The sequence below is a fragment of the Synechococcus sp. MU1617 genome, assembly GCF_020514235.1.
Classification (GTDB): domain Bacteria; phylum Cyanobacteriota; class Cyanobacteriia; order PCC-6307; family Cyanobiaceae; genus Parasynechococcus.
In genome coordinates this window covers 177,796-192,880 of record NZ_VTLB01000002.1, presented here as the reverse complement: position 1 = coordinate 192,880, position 15,085 = coordinate 177,796, and the positions used below count along the sequence as shown (strand labels likewise).

Here is a 15,085-nt window from a genome sequence, read left to right as displayed (position 1 = left end):
GCTGACTGAGCGTTTTCTGGGCGTTCTGGCGGTGATCACCTCACCCCCAGCCATTTGTGGGCTTGCAGACTCAGGCGCCAGGCGGGGTTATGGCGCACGTGCTCAATCGCGAGTTGCTGGCCTTCCGGGTTGCCCCAGCCGGGTTGGAGATACTGCAGAGCCTCGACCTGGCCAGCCTGCGCCATCGCATCAGCGAACTGCAGATCTTCAGGAGCATGCACAACCACCTTCAGTTCCTGCATGCGGTCCAGCAGCTCCTGACGCGGGGGCTGGTGTCGCTTGGGCGAGAGGGTGATCCAGTCGAAGCGTCCGCTCAGTGGATCCACCCCACTGGTTTCCAGGTGGAGGGGGAGGCCACATCGCGCATCGAGGGCCTGGGTGAGGGGCTGCAGATCGTGATGCAACGGCTCTCCACCGGTGATCACAACGAAGCTGGCCCCGGCTTTGGCAGCCATCTGGGCAGCGTCAGCCAAGGCATCGATGGGCTGCTCAGGGTGCCCCTGGCTGGGCCATGAGTGCTTCGTGTCGCACCAGGAACAACCCACCGTGCAGCCGGCGAGGCGAATGAAAAAGGCACTGCGTCCGGCATGGTGGCCTTCTCCCTGCAGGGAATGGAACGTTTCCACCACCGGGAGACGCTGGGAGTCAGCCATCGACGCGGTTCATGGGATTGCAATATCCCCCTGTTGACGCAGGGCCTGAGCCGGCGAATCGGGAAGGCGTTGTTGGGCTGCCTCGATCAATCCCCGGAACAAGGGGTGGGGTTGTCCAGGGCGGGAGAGGAATTCTGGGTGGTACTGACAGGCCGTGAAGAAGGGATGCCCTTTCAGTTCAATCAACTCCACCAGACGACCGTCCGGGGACGTGCCGCTCACCACGTATCCGGATTCCAGGAACAGATTGCGATAGGAATTGTTGAATTCGTAGCGGTGGCGGTGGCGTTCGTAGACCACCTCGTCCCCGTAAAGCCTTTGGGCCAGGGTTCCCGGCGCAATCCTGCAGGGGTAGACCCCCAGGCGCATCGTGCCGCCGAGGTCCACCACGTCCTGCTGTTCCGGCAGCAGGTGAATCACGGGATGCGGCGTGTTTTCGTTCAATTCAGCACTGGTGGCACCGGTAAGGCCGGCCTGGTTGCGAGCCCACTCGATCACAGCGGTTTGCATCCCAAGGCAGAGCCCCAGGAAGGGCACGCGTTGTTCCCTGGCCCAGCGAATCGCTGCAATCTTTCCATCGACGCCACGGTTGCCGAAGCCACCGGGCACGACCACGGCGTCCATCCCGCGCAGGAGTGCATCGGCACCGTCGGCTTCAATCTGTTCGGCGCAGACCCAGTGCAGGTCGAGGGAGGCATCCTGGGCAATGCAGGCATGCTGCAACGCTTCGACAACCGACAGATAGGCGTCGTTCAGTTGCACGTACTTGCCCACCAGGGCAACCTTCACCGACGGTCCGGGGTTGCGCAGCTTGTTGACCAGTTGTTCCCATGCCGCCATGTCGCTGTCATGGTCAGTCAGGTTCAGCACGTCCAGAACTTCACGGCACAGACCCTCCTGTTCGAGGATCAGCGGGACGGCATAGATGCTGTCGGCATCTAAGGAGGGAATGACGGCGCGGGTGGGCACCCCGCAGAAGCCGCCGATTTTCCGCTTGAGATCGTCGCTGATGTCGCGATCACTGCGGCAGATGAGCACATCCGGCTGAATGCCGATGGAGCGGAGTTCCTTGACTGAGTGCTGGGTTGGCTTGGTTTTGAGTTCGCCGGAGGTGCCGATGAAGGGCAGCAGGGTGACGTGGATGTAGGCCAAATCGTTGCGACCCACGTCCTCCCGGAATTCCCGGATGGCTTCAAGGAAGGGCAGTGATTCGATGTCACCGACGGTGCCGCCGATTTCGGTGATCACCACATCGGCATTGCTATTGGATGCAACGCGGTGGATGCGCTCGCGGATTTCGCCGGTGATGTGGGGAATCACCTGAACGGTGCCGCCGTTGTAGTCGCCGCGGCGTTCCTTGTTGATCACCGATTGGTAGATCGAGCCGGTGGTCACGCTGTTCAGGCGTGACATCGCGGTGTCGGTGAAGCGCTCGTAATGGCCCAGGTCGAGATCGGTTTCGGCGCCGTCTTCGGTGACAAAGACCTCACCATGCTGGAACGGGCTCATCGTCCCGGGATCCACATTCAGGTAGGGATCCAGCTTGAGGATCGAAACGTTGTAGCCCCGCGACTTCAGCAGCCGGCCGAGGCTTGCCGCCACGATCCCCTTGCCAATGCTGGACACCACACCACCGGTGATGAAGACGAATTTGGCCATGACCTGCCGGGCGATTCTTCAAATTAGCTGGCGTCGGTCATGGTCTCCAGGGCCCACGCGCGTGATGCGTTAGTTCTCAAGCAGGCTGCGCAACATCCAGGCGGTTTTTTCATGCACCTGGAGGCGTTGGGTCAAGAGGTCTGCACTGGGTTGATCATCGGCCGCATCAGCAAGGGCGAACACGCTGCGCGCTGTTCGTGCCACCGCTTCATGGCCGGCCACCAGCTCGCGCACCATGTCCAAGGCCGGAGGATGTTGCTCGGCTTCCGGGATGGAGGACAAGCCCGCCAAGGTGCTGCCGCCATGGGGGGCCATCAGGCCGAGGGCTCGGATCCTTTCGGCAATTTCATCCAGTGCGGTCCAAAGCTCGGTGTACTGCTCCATGAACATCAGGTGCAGCGTGTTGAACATCGGCCCGGTGACATTCCAGTGAAAACCGTGGGTTTTCCCGTACAGCACGTAGGTGTCCGCCAAAAGTCGCCCGAGTCCATCGGCGATGGTGTCGCGCTGCTCTTGGGAAAGACCGATGTCAATGTCCATGGCGTGGTGGGGAGAGTTGGACGGTTGGTTCAGGAATCAAGGCTCTGGATGTAATCCCGGACTTTGCTGCGTCGTTGGGGTTGTCGCAGCTTGAGCAGGGCGCGGGTTTCGATCTGACGAACGCGTTCCCTTGAAAGTTTCAGCTCTTCTCCGATCTGTGCCAGGGTCTGGGGAGTGTCGTCTTCCAAGCCGAAGCGCCTGCGCAGGACAGCGGCCTCCCGACTGGTGAGTTCATCGAGGAGATCCTCCAGATCGTTATGCAACTCGTCGTGGGTGAGGGTTTGCTCGGGGGTGGCATGGCCGTCCTCGATCAGATCTCCGAGCTGGGTGTCCTGATCGCGGCCGACGCGGGTGTCCAGAGACACTGAGCGGGGCACCCGGGCCAGGGTCTGGCGCACGGTGTCTTCACTGATCCCGAGCTCGCGCGCCAGATCCGCGATCGAGGCGATGCGCCCTTCGTTGCTCGCAATCTCCTGCTGGGCCCGTTTGATCCGGTTCAGTTTTTCGGTGACATGAACGGGCAAACGGATGGTGCGGCTCTGGGTGGCGATCGCCCGGGTGATCCCCTGACGGATCCACCAGTAGGCGTAGGTGCTGAACCGGAAACCGCGGGTGGGGTCGAACTTTTCCACGGCCCGCTCCAGCCCGAGCGTTCCTTCCTGGACCAGATCCAGGATTTCCATGCCGCGCTGTTGGTACTTCTTGGCTACCGCCACCACCAGGCGCAGGTTGGCCTGAATCATGTGATCTTTGGCCCGTCGACCGTTGCGGAGGGCCAGCTTCAGATCTTTGGCTTCAAGCTGGGCCTGTTTCGCCCAGGCCTGGTAGCCCAGGTCAATCCGCTGCTGCAACTCGGGTAAGGGCAGTCCTGCCGCTCGGGCCCATTCCTGCTTGGTTGGCCAGTGGCTGTGCTGGTTCGCTTCGCGGCGTTGCAGTTCTTCGAGACGATGCAGTTCACCGATGGCGGCATCGCTTTCGGCCAGCTCCCGTTGCTGGAGCAGTAGGGCTTCGCGGCGCTGCACCAGACGGGCCAGGGTGACCTCCTCCTCATTGGTGAGCAGGTCGACCCGGCCGATGTCCTGGAGATAAAGCCGCAGCAGATCCGTCGTACCGCTGCTGCGGCGCTCACGGGTCCCCCCAGTCCGTCGGGGCTTGCTGGGCAAAAGCTGGCCTTGGTGAAGTCCAACTTCAGGGTTCCTCGCCGTTGACCGCGGTGCGACAAATGCGCTGATTCCCTTCGGGATCTGCTCAGCTCAGCTTCTGTGGTCAGTCCTCCTGGTCGGGCTCGACCCAGGTGCTGGCCACATGCAGTTCCTCCAGCTGCTTGTCGGCCACGCCCCCTGGAGCATTGGTCATCAGGCAGCGGGCCTGCTGGGTCTTGGGGAAGGCAATGGTGTCGCGGATGGATTCCTCGCCGGCCAGCAGCATCACCATTCGGTCCACACCGAAGGCCAGGCCGCCGTGGGGAGGTGCGCCTACATCGAGAGCGTCCATCAGGAAGCCGAATTGCTCCTGGGCTTCCTCGAGGGGCAAGCCAACCGTCTGCAACACCTGGCGCTGCAGAGCGGAGTCATGGATGCGCAGGGAGCCGCCGCCGAGCTCAAGGCCATTGAGCACAAGGTCGTAGGCCTGGGCCCTGGCTCCTGGCAGGGTGTCGCCCCATTTCGACGCATCACTGCCGAGATCCTCGGCGTTGGGAGCGCAGAAGGGGTGGTGCAGGGCCTCGTAACGGTTCTCGTCGCTGTTGAACTCGAACATCGGGAAGTCCACCACCCAGAGGAAGTTCCACTGGTCGTTGTCCCGGTCGGTCTTGACCATGCCCAGCTCCTTGGCCAGGTATTGGCGCACCCGGTCGAGGGCTTTGTTCACCGTGGCGGTGTCGCCGGCGCCGAACAGCAGCAAGGTGCCGGGTTCCGCGCCGGTGCGGCTGAGCAGTTCCTGCTTCTGCTCATCGCTGAGGTTGTCCTTGATGGCGCCGATCGTGTCGATCTCACCGCCATCGCGCACGCGGATGAAGGCCAGGCCACCGGCACCGGCTTTCTGGGCTTCGCTGAACACATCTCCGCCGGGTTTGATCCGCACGTTGCTCACCGCGTCGTTGCCACCGGGGACAGCGATGCACTTCACTGCGCCGCCGGACCTCACGGCACCGCTGAACACTTTGAAGCCCATGTCCTTGACGATGTCGCTCACGTTGGTGAGCTCCATGCCGTAGCGGGTGTCGGGCCGGTCGGTGCCGTACCGCTCCATGGCGTCATGCCAGGTCATGCGGGGGAAGGGCCGCGGCAGTTCGATGCCCTTTACGGCCTTCCATATGGCGCAAATCAGGGATTCGTTCAGCTCCAGGATCTGCTCCTGATCCATGAAGCTCATCTCGATGTCCAGCTGGGTGAATTCCGGCTGGCGGTCGGCGCGCAGGTCTTCGTCGCGGAAACAGCGGGCCACCTGGTAGTAGCGCTCGATGCCGCCCACCATCAGCAGCTGCTTGAACAACTGGGGGGACTGGGGCAAGGCAAACCACTCGCCGCCGCAGACCCGGCTGGGCAGCACGTAGTCGCGGGCACCTTCCGGTGTGGAGCGAGTCAGCACTGGGGTTTCCACTTCGATGAAGCCGGCGTCCTCCAGGAAGCGACGGGCGGCCTGGATGGTTTGGGCCCGCATCCGCAGGTTGTCGTTCATGCGCTTGCGGCGCAGATCCAAATAGCGATGGCGCAGCCGCAGCTCTTCGCGGGTGTTTTCCTCGTCGTGCACCGATACGGGGAAGGGCAGGTTGCCCTTCACGCTGTTCAGCACGGTGATGCCGCTCGCGAGCACTTCCACGGCACCCGTGGCCAGCTTGTCGTTCAGCGATTCGCCAGGCCGGGCCCGCACTTTTCCCTCAACTTGCAGCACGGTTTCGCTGCGCAAATGCTCGGCGACGGCGAAGGCTTCGGCGCCCAGATCCGGATCCACCGTGATCTGCACCGTGCCGCTGCGGTCCCGCAGGTCGATGAAAATCACCCCACCGTGATCACGGCGTCGATCCACCCAGCCGCACAGTTGCACCTGCTGATCGATGTTCTGTTCGCGCAGGTCGCCGCAACCGTTGCTGCGCATGGGATGTCTCAATTGGAGAAGTGCGAGTTTCCCACAGCAGCGGTGAGCCTCAGGCTCGTTTGTAGAAGGGCTTGCGAACGACCGTTGCCGGTTGGGCCTTGCCGCGGATCTCCACGCTCAGTTCGGTGCCGAGCTTGGCAAGGGATTTGGGCACGTAGGCCAGGGCGATCGCTTCTTCCAGGGTGGGGGACCAGGTGCCGCTGGTGACGATGCCGACTGTCTCCCCGTTATGCATGACGGAATAGTCGTGGCGGGCGATGGCGCGGCCCTGCAGCTTGAGCCCCACCAGGCGTTTGGCGGGGCCGGATTCCGCCGCCTGCTCCAGTGCCTGCCGGCCGACGAAATCCATGGGCATTTCCAGGTGCACGAGCCAACCCAACCCCGCCTCGAAGGGGTTGGTTTCATCGTTCATGTCCTGGCCGTAGAGGTGCATGGCGGCCTCTAGCCGCAAGGTGTCCCGCGCCCCCAGGCCGCAGGGTGCGACACCGCGATCCAACAAAAGCTGCCAGAGCTTTTGTCCGTCGTCGGCGTTGAGCAGCAGTTCTGCACCGTCTTCGCCGGTGTAGCCCGTGCGAGCACTGAACACCGGCTGGCTCAGGCCGTTGAGGCTGAGCATCCGGTGGCCGAAACGGGGCAAGCCGCTGAGGTCTTCACCACTCAGCTCCTGCAGCAATCCCATGGCGTCAGGGCCCTGGAGAGCGAGCAGCACCCCTCCGTTTTTGATGTCGGTCACCGTTATGCCAGCGGGTTCCATCTGTGCACGGATCCAGGCGGTGTCGCTGTCGGCGCAGGCGGCATTGATCACCAGCACCAGCGCGCCCCGTTCGGCATCGATGGCACCGCAGTCGTAAACGATGAGGTCGTCGCGAATGCCGCCGCGCTCGTTCAGCAGAACGGAGTAGCAGGCTTCGCCTGGACCGATCCGGTGCAGGTCGCTGGGGATCAGCCGTTGCAGCGCATCCTTGGGATTGGCGCCTTCGAGGCGCAGCACACCCATGTGGGAGATGTCGAACATTCCGACCCGTTCGCGAACGGCCTTGTGTTCTTGGATCAGGCCGCTGAACTGAACCGGCATCTCCCAGCCCGCAAAAGGCACCATGCGGCCCCCGGCGCTGCGGCAGGACTCGAACAGGGGAGTGCGCTGCAGAGACATGGGGGCGGCGGATGGGAAGCGCATTCTTATGGAGGGCTTCACGATCCGGAAGTGAACCCGGAAATTTGCCCCTTTCCATGGTCCGTTTGGCAGACCGTCACTAGCTTGAGCCCGTTCCCGAGGCACCTGTTTGGCCACCAGCTCCTGCTGTCGCAGTTGTCAGTACTGCACCTTGCCGGCAGGTGCGAAGGGGTGGTGCCGACTGCGCCGGTTGGAGGTGCATGCCGAGCTGGCGGATCTGATGGTCTGTCACCACTGGACCCCCCGTTCTCCCAAGCTTCCGGCTCTGCACAGCAGCGGCGTTGGTGAGCGTCAGCTGGAACTGGATCGCAGCCTGACGTGAGTCTGGATCCATTCATGGCTCTGCCCTTGTTGATGGCCTCCACCGGATGATCGCGGGATACTGCAGCCAACCCACGTTGTTGCCTTGTCCGCCTCAGCTTCGCTGACTCCTCTGGAACTCATCCAGGAACAGCCTGAGGTGGATTGCCTGACCCTTCCCACCGGCACAACCTTGTTCAGCGCCGGCGAGCCGGTGCAGTTCATCCATGTGATTGAACGGGGATGGGTGGAACTGAGCAGTGGTCCGTCGAACCGCATCCGCTTTGGTCCCAGTGAGCTGTTTTTCTATGAGGATCTAATTGATCCCACCGAGTGTCACAGCCGTGATGCCACAGCGGTGACGCCCGTTTCGCTGTTCCGCCTGAGCCGCACCAATTTTTTGACGCTCATCCACCGGCACCCAACGTTGGTGCTGCAATTGCTCAGCAAACAGCACAACCGTTTGCGGCAGCAGCGCACTGATGCGCGTCACTTCTATTGATCGGCACCCAAGAGGAGGAGCAGGCTGCGGGTCACCTTGGCGGCCAGCACGGAGCTAATACCACTGGTGTCGAGTTGTGGGGCCAGTTCCACCACATCGGCCGCCACCAGGCGATGCTCCCGGAGCACCTCGATCAGGCTGGCGAAATCAGACCAGTGGTAACCACCGGGTTCAGGGGTGCCCGTACCCGGCAGAACTGACGGGTCAAACCAGTCCAGGTCGACGGTGAGATAGACGGGTTTTCCCGTCAAGGGAGCGAGGGCCTGTTGAAGGGCATCGATGCTGGGCATCAACCGGCCGCTCTCGTGCAGTTCGGTGAATTCCTCCCGCGTGCCACTGCGGATCGCGAGTTGAAACAGCGTCTGGCTGGGAAGAATTTCCAAACAGCGGCGCATGGCGCAGGCATGGCTGTGGCGGGCACCCAGCCAGCTGTCCCTAAGGTCGGCATGGGCATCCAGCTGCACCAGCACCAGGTCGGGGTGGCGTTGTGCCACGGCCTCCACGGCACCGGAGCTGATCGAATGCTCTCCGCCCAGCATCAGGGGCCTCAGACCCAGACTGAGCACAGCTTCGGTCGCCTGCTTCACCTTTGTGAGAACGGGCTCAGGGTTGCCGAAGGGAATCTCAACGGCACCGAGATCAGCAAAGTCAAGATCCTCCAGATCCAGGTTGAGTTGCGGGCAATAGGTCTCCAGCCCAGCACTCACCTCTCGAATGGCGGCGGGGCCGAAGCGCGTGCCAGGCCGAAAAGAGGTGGTTCCGTCGTACGGCACACCAAAGAGGCCAACACGGCAGTCGGCAGGGTTGCGCCGGGAGCCCATAAAAATGGTCCCGTCGCTGTCGAACAGCCCATTCGGCGGATGGATCGTCATGACTGCAACTCCCGTTCGATGAAGGCGGGGATGGCGTCCATGGCTCCCCGCTGCCAGCGCGGTGACCAGATCTCGCAGCCTGGGGCAATGGCCTTGCTGCGCTCGGGATCTGCAGTGCGGTAGCGGGGTGTTCCCATTGCGGCGAAGGTCCAGCTCCACCAGCCGCTGGGATACATCGGCACCCAGCCATAGAGCGGGTCGGCGTGGTCAAACACCTCGCGCAACAGACGCACCATGGCGATGTGGACATCGCGGAAGGCTTCGGGAGATTCGCTCTGCGTGCCGAACACTCCCCCGGGCTTGAGCAGACGTCGGCAGTTCTCGAAGAAGGCGCGGTTGAACAGGCCTTCGGCCGGTCCGGCGGGGTCAGAGCCATCCACCAAGACAACGTCGTAGCTCTGGTCGTCAGCCTCAGCTGCCCAGGCGATGCCATCTCCCACCGTGAGCTGGAACCTCGGATCGGACCAGGCGGATCCACCGATGTCGGGGAGATGCTCCCGGCTGAGCTCCACCACCCGGCCGTCAATTTCCACCATGTCCAGCTGCTGGACGTCTGGGTGGCGCAGGCATTCCCGCGCGGTGCCGCCGTCTCCACCGCCGATCACAAGGATCCGTTCGATCGCGCGGGCACTGCACAGCGCTGGGTGCACCAAGGCCTCGTGGTAGTGGCGTTCCTGCTGTTCCGCCGTCATCCAGCAGCCATCCAGCAGCAGCCCTCGCCCGTAGCGCTCACTGCGAATCACGCTGATCCGCTGGAACCGACTGGTCTCCTCGACCAGCACCTCTCCCTTCAAGCCGTAGCGGACGCCGCGGTGCTCTTCGTCAATCCAGTTGCTCATGGGGTGATGAGGCATCTATCCAGCTAAGGACCCGGGGGGCCTGTTCCCAAACACCAGATGTAGTGCCTGTGGGATTGACGAGCACAAAATGTGGCGGTTAAATGTGCTTGGTTGGGGAGCTGCCGTGGAAGAGGGCAGCTCCAAAGCCTTTGTCGTGAGATCAAGGCTTTTGTTTTACGGATAGGGCTCAGGGCTCAGGGCTCAGGGCTCAGGTGGGTGTTTTCTCTTCGAAGCGTCTGCACGGTGAGAGCATCCTGTTGCTCTTGACCCAGGAGATGTCTGGTGCAGGACCTGGTGGTTAACGAGCGGTTGATCATTCCCTCAAGGGAGCTGCGCTGGCGGTTCAGCCGTTCATCCGGTCCAGGCGGGCAGGGGGTCAACACCACTGATTCTCGTGTTGAGTTGCTTCTGGATCTGGTGAACTGCTCCTGTCTGGGGCCATTCCGTCGTGCCCGTCTGCTGGAGCATTTCCAGGCCCGGTTGGTGGAGGGTTGCCTTCGGGTTGTGGTCGCTGAAGAACGCTCCCAATGGCAGAACCGTCAGAAGGCACTGCATCGCATGGGGGAGCTGCTGCGGGAGGGCTTGCAGCCACCGCCGCGCGCTCGCAAAGCCACCCGGCCGAAACGCGGTGCGGTGAAGCGACGTTTGGACACGAAGAAAAAGCGTGGGGACCTCAAGCGTCAACGGCGCAGCCGGCCTTCCCTGGACGATTAATTGGATCCAGAGGTGGAGGAGTGTTCCGCTCGGATCGCCGCTTTGGCCTGTTTCCAGAGGGCTTCCAATTCGTTGATGCTGTGGCCCTGCAAATCCCCTTTCAGGGCGGCTTCAACGCGGGAGAAACGGTCGAGGAAGCGTTGATTCGTGCCGGCGAGGCCCTCCTCGGGTTCGATGCTGCACCAACGGGCCACATTCACCAGGGTGAACAGCAGATCGCCCAGTTCCTCCTGGGCATGGCTTTTGTCGCCGCTGGCCACCGCCTCCTTGAGTTCGTCCAGCTCCTCATGGACCTTTTCCCAGACGCCGGCCATGTCATCCCACTCGAAGCCGGCTTTGGCTGCTTTTTTTGAGATGGTCATCGCTCCAGCCAGGGCCGGCAGCCCGCGCACCTTGGTTTTGAGCCTGTCGCTCAGTGGACTGGTGGAGCCAGCCAGGGCCTCCGCCTGCTCCTCCAGCTTGATGGCGTCCCAGCTGCGTCGAACGTCGTCACTTGTCTTGGCTTCGGCGTCCCCGAACACATGTGGGTGACGGCGGATCAGCTTGTTGCTGATGCCATCGGCGATCGCATTGAGATCAAACCGTTGCTCTTCTCCAGCGATCTGGGCGTGCAGCACCACCTGCAGGAGAAGGTCGCCGAGTTCTTCCTTGAGGTGCTGGTCATCACCTTGACGGATGGCATCAGCCACTTCGTGGGCCTCTTCCAGCACGTAGGGCACCAGTGAGGCATGGGTTTGCTCCAGGTCCCAGGGACAACCCGTTGTTGGATCCCTGAGTTGTGCCACGACTTCGACCAGTCGTTGCACTGCAGCAGAAGGAGCGTTGGCCATGCCGGGGCAACAACAGGGGCAACGCCCACCTTCTCATCGCTGTCGTTTTGTCGACCATTCCTGGGGCCAGGGGTCGCCATCGAGGATCAGGTGGATCCATGCGCTGCCCTCCAAGCCCACCAGACACGCGATGAACTCCCGTGGGTGCTGCTGGATCAGCCGTTGAATCGCCGTCAGGAGCATCGCTGGCGAGAGTGCCGGAACCGCCAGGGTGACGATCAGGCCCCAGGTGAGCAGCACCCCCAGGCGCGCGGTTGTTCCCAGCAGGGGGCCATGGGACCAGAGCGAGCGATGGGGAATCAGGAGGCGGTAGGGCCACCAGAGAAAGCCGAGGGCTCCCCAGCGCCGCAGCGCATTGGAGCGGGTATCTAGGTCAGGGGATAGCCACAGACCGCCGGCCAGGCAGCTCGCTGCAGTGATCAAGGCTGCAGCCCATCCCAGCACCAAGCCGACGGCGATCCCGAGCGGGAGACTCAGGATCCAGATGCTTTGGTCGTGTCGGCGACCCGTTGCCAAGCCTTCGGAGCTTTCGTGCGCCCCCAAACTGACGCGTTAGGGCAGAATCTGCTCGGTGGGGCGATTAGCTCAGCGGTAGAGCACCTCCCTTACAAGGAGATTGTCACTGGTTCGATCCCAGTATCGCCCATCTCAAAATCCAGTGCTGCTCTGGGTTTCTTAGAGATTTCTTCTTCAGCTCGCCAACGCTTGCTCGTCAGAGCTCTCGCTTGCTGGCTGGGAACCGAACTCGCCGCGCAAGACGCCTTCCGCCTTTCGCATCATTTTGAGGCAGGTTTCCCTGTCAGCAGCGGCGTAGGCAGCGTCCATGCATTTCACGTACTGCTCCTCAGGTGTCACTAGCCGTTTGCCGTTGAGCGGAGTATCGATCCGATGCGTATGGCTTGCCGTAGCTGGAAGTACTCAACCCCAAACACGGTTTGAAGTGAGGTTTGAGACGATTTTTCAAACGCTGTGGTCTGCAGGACAGGGAGGTGTGCAAAGGTGGGAGTACGCCAAAGAGCCTGATTGAAGGCCCACTGCGCGAGAACCGATAACTCGATTCCATGAACCGAAGATCCAGCACTCCCCCTAGGGAGTGGCGAAAGGCTGGCAGCAATGCCAGCCGAATTGACCTCAGTGGCTATGCCTCGGCCCAACATCGTCGTTTTTTGAGAGAGGAAGCAGATCAGGCTCGAAGAGAGCAGATTCGCCACTGACGATTTCTCCAACAGCAGCTGCTGCTGTGTCAATCCAAATGCAGGGGTGAGGCTTCTCCTCTGTTCCCCTTAAGGGGCAGCCCTAGATCTGGATCAGATGCAGGAGGTCTCATGTTGTTTGACCTGTATGCCCTGCTGATCGTGGCGACGATCACTGTTGCGATCGTTGGTGTGATGACGTTGCTCGACGCCGAAGCCACAAGCCTCCGGCGGAAAGCATTAGCGGTTGCTTCTAACGCAGCCACTGTTGGCGAACGAGTTCAAAGGTTGCCGACCCTCCCAGGCAGGCCGCTGCAGCGATTAATCCTGCCAAGGGAGGCACAGGCAGAGGCAGCTTCAGGGCTGAGAACACAAATCCGAGTAGGAAACCGCCCGTGAGGGTAGAGATCAAGATGCCGATGGACATGACTCATGGGTGTCTGCGCGCATGTTGATGTGGTTCGTCGTTGTGCGCCGTCAACCGTTGCCGCCGTCATCCATGCCGCCTCGGATCAGGCTCTGCGTCAACCACAGCAGACCGATGAAACCGGCTGTGACGATCAGCAAATACAAGGCTCAAGCTGAGAGTCGGGAGTTAAAAACTACTCAGCGCGCGAAAGAGCCATCCTTGAACTGTTGGCCTCTGAAGGCATGTGCTGATGCAACTGCTCCTGGCTGTAGTGGTCCCTGTGGTTTTGCTGGCGGGTCTCACCGCACTTCTGTCGACCGGCCGGCTGTCTTTCTCTCGCAACGCTGCATGGTTGTTGGCACGTCAGAACAGCATTTGGATGTCTGGAATTGTTGCCCTCGCTGTCGCTGCAGCGGTGCTCGCTCTGCAGCGCTAAGCCGTCTCGCCCATACGTCTCCACAAGCTTGACCCATCCCCCAAGGACGGAGCGGGATGGGTTGCCTGTCATCAGGAGGCTTTGATCAGCGGCTGCTGGAGCGTTTACGAACGACCCGGGGGGCTTCACGCTCAGTTTTGGCATCCTCTTCAGAAACCGTCTTGTCTTCGCCGGCCGCTTCTCCCTTCTCGGGCTCGTCGTCGGGTTCCTGCGCTTCAATCACGCCGAGCACCATGGCGGCTTCCAGCTGATCGCTCATGTCACCGATGGTGAGCAGAGCTTTCAAGACCAGCTGGGCGCGAGGCGCTTTGGGCAGGCCTGGACGGAGCTTCTTGGTCGTGTTCCACAGCTCCAGGGCCACTTCCTTCAGCAGTTCCTTGTCAGCAGCCATTCGATTCGAACGTGAATCGCACCATTCTCGTCATCGGGGGGTGATCCCCCTCCCGAATCAGAAGCAGAAGGGCAGGAATTGGGTGCGGCAAGCGGCATAGCCATCCACCAGGGGGCCCAGCCCGATCTGGTGAACGATGCCTGCGCCGGTGAGCCCTTCGGTGATGATTCCGATAACGATGCCGACCATGGCGGCACGGCCGTTAAAGAGTTCGGCCTTTTTGAGCTGCTCCATGTGGATGTCGCGGGCGGCGACGCCTTGGAACCAAGAATCGTTGGCCTGCGGGGATTTCATCGAACTCAAGCTGTTGTTACAAAGCTTAATCCGAAAAATCAGTTTTTCAGCAGTATGCGTTCCCCTGGTGTTGGATCGGTCCAGCGGCAGCTGGCCGGCAGCTGGGCTCCTGTGCTGGCCACCGACCCTTTCATTTGCAGGGCCCGACTCAGGGCGCCGCCAAAGCGCACGTCGCCGCCGGAGGTGCTGGCGAGCACCGTGCTCGGTTGGAAGCGTTCCACCAGTTGCGGCACCACCGAACAGCCTTTGACAAACGCTCCAAGCGCGGGCAGCCCCAGATCCACCATCGGCGTGATCACCGCATCCAGCGGTTGCGGCTCCAGCGCTGGATCGAGAAAGCCATGGGGTTCCAGATAAAGCGAACCGGCCGGATGCTCGAGTAGATAGCCGTTTTCCACCATCGGCACCGGTGCACCAGCACTGGCGCGCACCTGTAGCCCCTGGTGGGTGGTGCTCTCTCCTGGAGAGAGGGCCTTCACGTTGGTGAAGCCCAAGCGTTCCACCACCCGTGCTGCGGCCACCGAGCCAATGACGGGGAGGTCCTTGGGCAGCAACGCCAAGGTTTCCGGATGGGCGTGGTCCGCGAGCCCCTGGGTGAGCAACAGCAGGTTCAGCTTTTCGGGCACTTTGCGCTCGTAGGGCAGCTCCCCTTTCAGCAGCCATTCACCCGGGGGGAAACTCAGGCTGCCGCGCAGCCAGGGATCCACCAGAACGCGGAGATCATCGAATTCGAGCAACCAGCCATTAGCTCCGTAGTAGGTGGCGGCCAGGGTCATGACGGGCTTTGCTGCCGCTCGCGGCAGTCGCTGCAGAGACCGAAGAATTCAAGCGTGTGAAACAGGAGATCGAAGCCTTTGCGCCCGTCCTCGGGCACCTCCAGGTCGTGAATTGGGCAGTGGTCGAGCGCTTGGGTCTTGCCGCAATCGACGCAGGTGAGGTGGTGGCGATCCCGCTCCAGCGGCGCGTAGAGCGCTTCTCCATTGGGCAGGTGGCGGCAGCGCACTAGCCCCCGTTGCTGCAGTTGCCGCAGATTGCGATACACCGTGGCCAGTCCCATGGCTTGGGAGGGCTCCAGGCTGCGGTGCAGTTGCTGACCGCTCATCTCATCACCACAGGCCTGGAGGCTCGCCAACAACATCTTTTGGCGGGCATTGATCTGGGTTGAAGGGCGAGTGGCCATGGT

General features: G+C 62.0%; 19 protein-coding genes and 1 tRNA gene. 5 read left to right on the top strand and 15 right to left on the bottom strand.

Going from position 1 to position 15,085, the window contains the following annotated elements; translation table 11 throughout:
• Positions 1-35: 35 nt before the first annotated feature.
• From FZZ90_RS04855 to gcvT, 6 genes are all read right to left on the bottom strand, one after another.
• Positions 36-653, bottom strand: coding sequence for a 7-carboxy-7-deazaguanine synthase QueE (locus FZZ90_RS04855; RefSeq protein ID WP_226424626.1), 618 nt, complete (start codon positions 651-653; stop codon positions 36-38).
• Positions 654-662: 9 nt separating this feature from the next.
• The gene (locus FZZ90_RS04850; protein WP_226424625.1) at positions 663-2,312 is read right to left on the bottom strand and encodes a CTP synthase; all 1,650 of its coding nucleotides are present in this window, start codon (positions 2,310-2,312) and stop codon (positions 663-665) included.
• Positions 2,313-2,381: 69 nt separating this feature from the next.
• A complete protein-coding gene (locus FZZ90_RS04845) occupies positions 2,382-2,852 on the bottom strand; it encodes a Dps family protein (RefSeq protein ID WP_226424624.1) in 471 nt (156 codons plus the stop codon).
• A 29-nt stretch (positions 2,853-2,881) separates the two neighbouring features.
• Positions 2,882-4,015: an RpoD/SigA family RNA polymerase sigma factor gene (locus FZZ90_RS04840; protein WP_226424623.1), complete on the bottom strand. Its 1,134-nt coding sequence runs from the start codon at positions 4,013-4,015 to the stop codon at positions 2,882-2,884.
• A gap of 103 nt (positions 4,016-4,118) precedes the next feature.
• Positions 4,119-5,948 carry an aspartate--tRNA ligase gene (gene aspS / locus FZZ90_RS04835; protein ID WP_226424622.1) on the bottom strand — a complete coding sequence of 610 codons (1,830 nt, stop codon included), beginning with the start codon at positions 5,946-5,948 and terminating at the stop codon, positions 4,119-4,121.
• Positions 5,949-5,997: 49 nt separating this feature from the next.
• Positions 5,998-7,101: a glycine cleavage system aminomethyltransferase GcvT gene (gene gcvT, locus FZZ90_RS04830; RefSeq protein ID WP_226424621.1), complete on the bottom strand. Its 1,104-nt coding sequence runs from the start codon at positions 7,099-7,101 to the stop codon at positions 5,998-6,000.
• Between the two features lie 130 nt (positions 7,102-7,231).
• Between gcvT and FZZ90_RS04825 the strand changes: the two genes are divergently transcribed.
• Both FZZ90_RS04825 and FZZ90_RS04820 read left to right on the top strand, forming a co-directional pair.
• Positions 7,232-7,444 (top strand): hypothetical protein, encoded by a 213-nt coding sequence (locus FZZ90_RS04825; RefSeq protein WP_226424620.1) that lies wholly within the window; start codon positions 7,232-7,234, stop codon positions 7,442-7,444.
• Positions 7,445-7,528: 84 nt separating this feature from the next.
• Positions 7,529-7,924, top strand: a complete 396-nt coding sequence (locus FZZ90_RS04820) for a cyclic nucleotide-binding domain-containing protein (protein WP_226424619.1) — start codon at positions 7,529-7,531, stop codon at positions 7,922-7,924.
• Here FZZ90_RS04820 and speB read toward each other — a convergent pair.
• Positions 7,918-8,796: an agmatinase gene (speB, locus tag FZZ90_RS04815; RefSeq protein ID WP_226424618.1), complete on the bottom strand. Its 879-nt coding sequence runs from the start codon at positions 8,794-8,796 to the stop codon at positions 7,918-7,920. The genes FZZ90_RS04820 and speB overlap by 7 nt on opposite strands.
• Positions 8,793-9,635: a polyamine aminopropyltransferase gene (speE, locus tag FZZ90_RS04810; RefSeq protein WP_226424617.1), complete on the bottom strand. Its 843-nt coding sequence runs from the start codon at positions 9,633-9,635 to the stop codon at positions 8,793-8,795. Before speE ends, speB begins: the two co-directional genes overlap by 4 nt.
• 282 nt (positions 9,636-9,917) lie before the next feature.
• On the opposite strand from speE, the gene arfB reads away from it, so the two are divergent.
• Positions 9,918-10,349, top strand: coding sequence for an alternative ribosome rescue aminoacyl-tRNA hydrolase ArfB (gene arfB, locus FZZ90_RS04805; protein ID WP_226424616.1), 432 nt, complete (start codon positions 9,918-9,920; stop codon positions 10,347-10,349).
• On the opposite strand, the gene mazG is transcribed toward arfB, so the two are convergent.
• Positions 10,346-11,179, bottom strand: a complete 834-nt coding sequence (mazG, locus tag FZZ90_RS04800; protein WP_226424615.1) for a nucleoside triphosphate pyrophosphohydrolase — start codon at positions 11,177-11,179, stop codon at positions 10,346-10,348. The genes arfB and mazG overlap by 4 nt on opposite strands.
• Before the next feature lie 33 nt (positions 11,180-11,212).
• Entirely contained in the window at positions 11,213-11,695 is a 483-nt protein-coding gene (locus FZZ90_RS04795; protein WP_226424614.1) for a metal-binding protein, read from the bottom strand.
• A 58-nt stretch (positions 11,696-11,753) separates the two neighbouring features.
• On the opposite strand from FZZ90_RS04795, the gene FZZ90_RS04790 reads away from it, so the two are divergent.
• Positions 11,754-11,825 (top strand) — tRNA-Val (locus FZZ90_RS04790).
• An 800-nt stretch (positions 11,826-12,625) separates the two neighbouring features.
• Here the strand turns inward: FZZ90_RS04790 and FZZ90_RS04785 are convergent.
• Positions 12,626-12,799, bottom strand: a complete 174-nt coding sequence (locus tag FZZ90_RS04785; RefSeq protein WP_226424613.1) for a hypothetical protein — start codon at positions 12,797-12,799, stop codon at positions 12,626-12,628.
• Between the two features lie 232 nt (positions 12,800-13,031).
• On the opposite strand from FZZ90_RS04785, the gene FZZ90_RS04780 reads away from it, so the two are divergent.
• The gene (locus FZZ90_RS04780; RefSeq protein WP_226424612.1) at positions 13,032-13,217 is read left to right on the top strand and encodes a hypothetical protein; all 186 of its coding nucleotides are present in this window, start codon (positions 13,032-13,034) and stop codon (positions 13,215-13,217) included.
• Between the two features lie 85 nt (positions 13,218-13,302).
• On the opposite strand, the gene FZZ90_RS04775 is transcribed toward FZZ90_RS04780, so the two are convergent.
• The 4 genes from FZZ90_RS04775 to FZZ90_RS04760 are packed head-to-tail and all read right to left on the bottom strand — an operon-like array spanning position 13,303 to position 15,082.
• Positions 13,303-13,608: a TIGR03894 family protein gene (locus FZZ90_RS04775; protein WP_226424611.1), complete on the bottom strand. Its 306-nt coding sequence runs from the start codon at positions 13,606-13,608 to the stop codon at positions 13,303-13,305.
• Positions 13,609-13,665: 57 nt separating this feature from the next.
• Positions 13,666-13,902, bottom strand: coding sequence for a chlorophyll a/b-binding protein (locus FZZ90_RS04770; RefSeq protein WP_226424610.1), 237 nt, complete (start codon positions 13,900-13,902; stop codon positions 13,666-13,668).
• A gap of 38 nt (positions 13,903-13,940) precedes the next feature.
• Positions 13,941-14,678: an MBL fold metallo-hydrolase gene (locus FZZ90_RS04765; RefSeq protein ID WP_226424609.1), complete on the bottom strand. Its 738-nt coding sequence runs from the start codon at positions 14,676-14,678 to the stop codon at positions 13,941-13,943.
• Positions 14,675-15,082, bottom strand: coding sequence for a transcriptional repressor (locus FZZ90_RS04760; protein WP_226425016.1), 408 nt, complete (start codon positions 15,080-15,082; stop codon positions 14,675-14,677). The genes FZZ90_RS04765 and FZZ90_RS04760 overlap by 4 nt, the downstream gene beginning before the upstream one ends.
• Positions 15,083-15,085: the final 3 nt, after the last annotated feature.

Bases quoted from the DNA above. Each gene is read 5' to 3' on its own strand.
- FZZ90_RS04855 (WP_226424626.1), bottom strand. From the start codon at position 653: ATGGCTGACTCCCAGCGTCTCCCGGTGGTGGAAACGTTCCATTCCCTG.
- FZZ90_RS04850 (WP_226424625.1), bottom strand. From the start codon at position 2,312: ATGGCCAAATTCGTCTTCATCACCGGTGGTGTGGTGTCCAGCATTGGC.
- FZZ90_RS04845 (WP_226424624.1), bottom strand. From the start codon at position 2,852: ATGGACATTGACATCGGTCTTTCCCAAGAGCAGCGCGACACCATCGCC.
- aspS (WP_226424622.1), bottom strand. From the start codon at position 5,948: ATGCGCAGCAACGGTTGCGGCGACCTGCGCGAACAGAACATCGATCAG.
- gcvT (WP_226424621.1), bottom strand. From the start codon at position 7,101: ATGTCTCTGCAGCGCACTCCCCTGTTCGAGTCCTGCCGCAGCGCCGGG.
- speB (WP_226424618.1), bottom strand. From the start codon at position 8,796: ATGACGATCCATCCGCCGAATGGGCTGTTCGACAGCGACGGGACCATT.
- speE (WP_226424617.1), bottom strand. From the start codon at position 9,635: ATGAGCAACTGGATTGACGAAGAGCACCGCGGCGTCCGCTACGGCTTG.
- mazG (WP_226424615.1), bottom strand. From the start codon at position 11,179: ATGGCCAACGCTCCTTCTGCTGCAGTGCAACGACTGGTCGAAGTCGTG.
- FZZ90_RS04785 (WP_226424613.1), bottom strand. From the start codon at position 12,799: ATGTCCATCGGCATCTTGATCTCTACCCTCACGGGCGGTTTCCTACTC.
- FZZ90_RS04780 (WP_226424612.1), top strand. From the start codon at position 13,032: ATGCAACTGCTCCTGGCTGTAGTGGTCCCTGTGGTTTTGCTGGCGGGT.
- FZZ90_RS04775 (WP_226424611.1), bottom strand. From the start codon at position 13,608: ATGGCTGCTGACAAGGAACTGCTGAAGGAAGTGGCCCTGGAGCTGTGG.
- FZZ90_RS04770 (WP_226424610.1), bottom strand. From the start codon at position 13,902: ATGAAATCCCCGCAGGCCAACGATTCTTGGTTCCAAGGCGTCGCCGCC.
- FZZ90_RS04765 (WP_226424609.1), bottom strand. From the start codon at position 14,678: ATGACCCTGGCCGCCACCTACTACGGAGCTAATGGCTGGTTGCTCGAA.
- FZZ90_RS04760 (WP_226425016.1), bottom strand. From the start codon at position 15,082: ATGGCCACTCGCCCTTCAACCCAGATCAATGCCCGCCAAAAGATGTTG.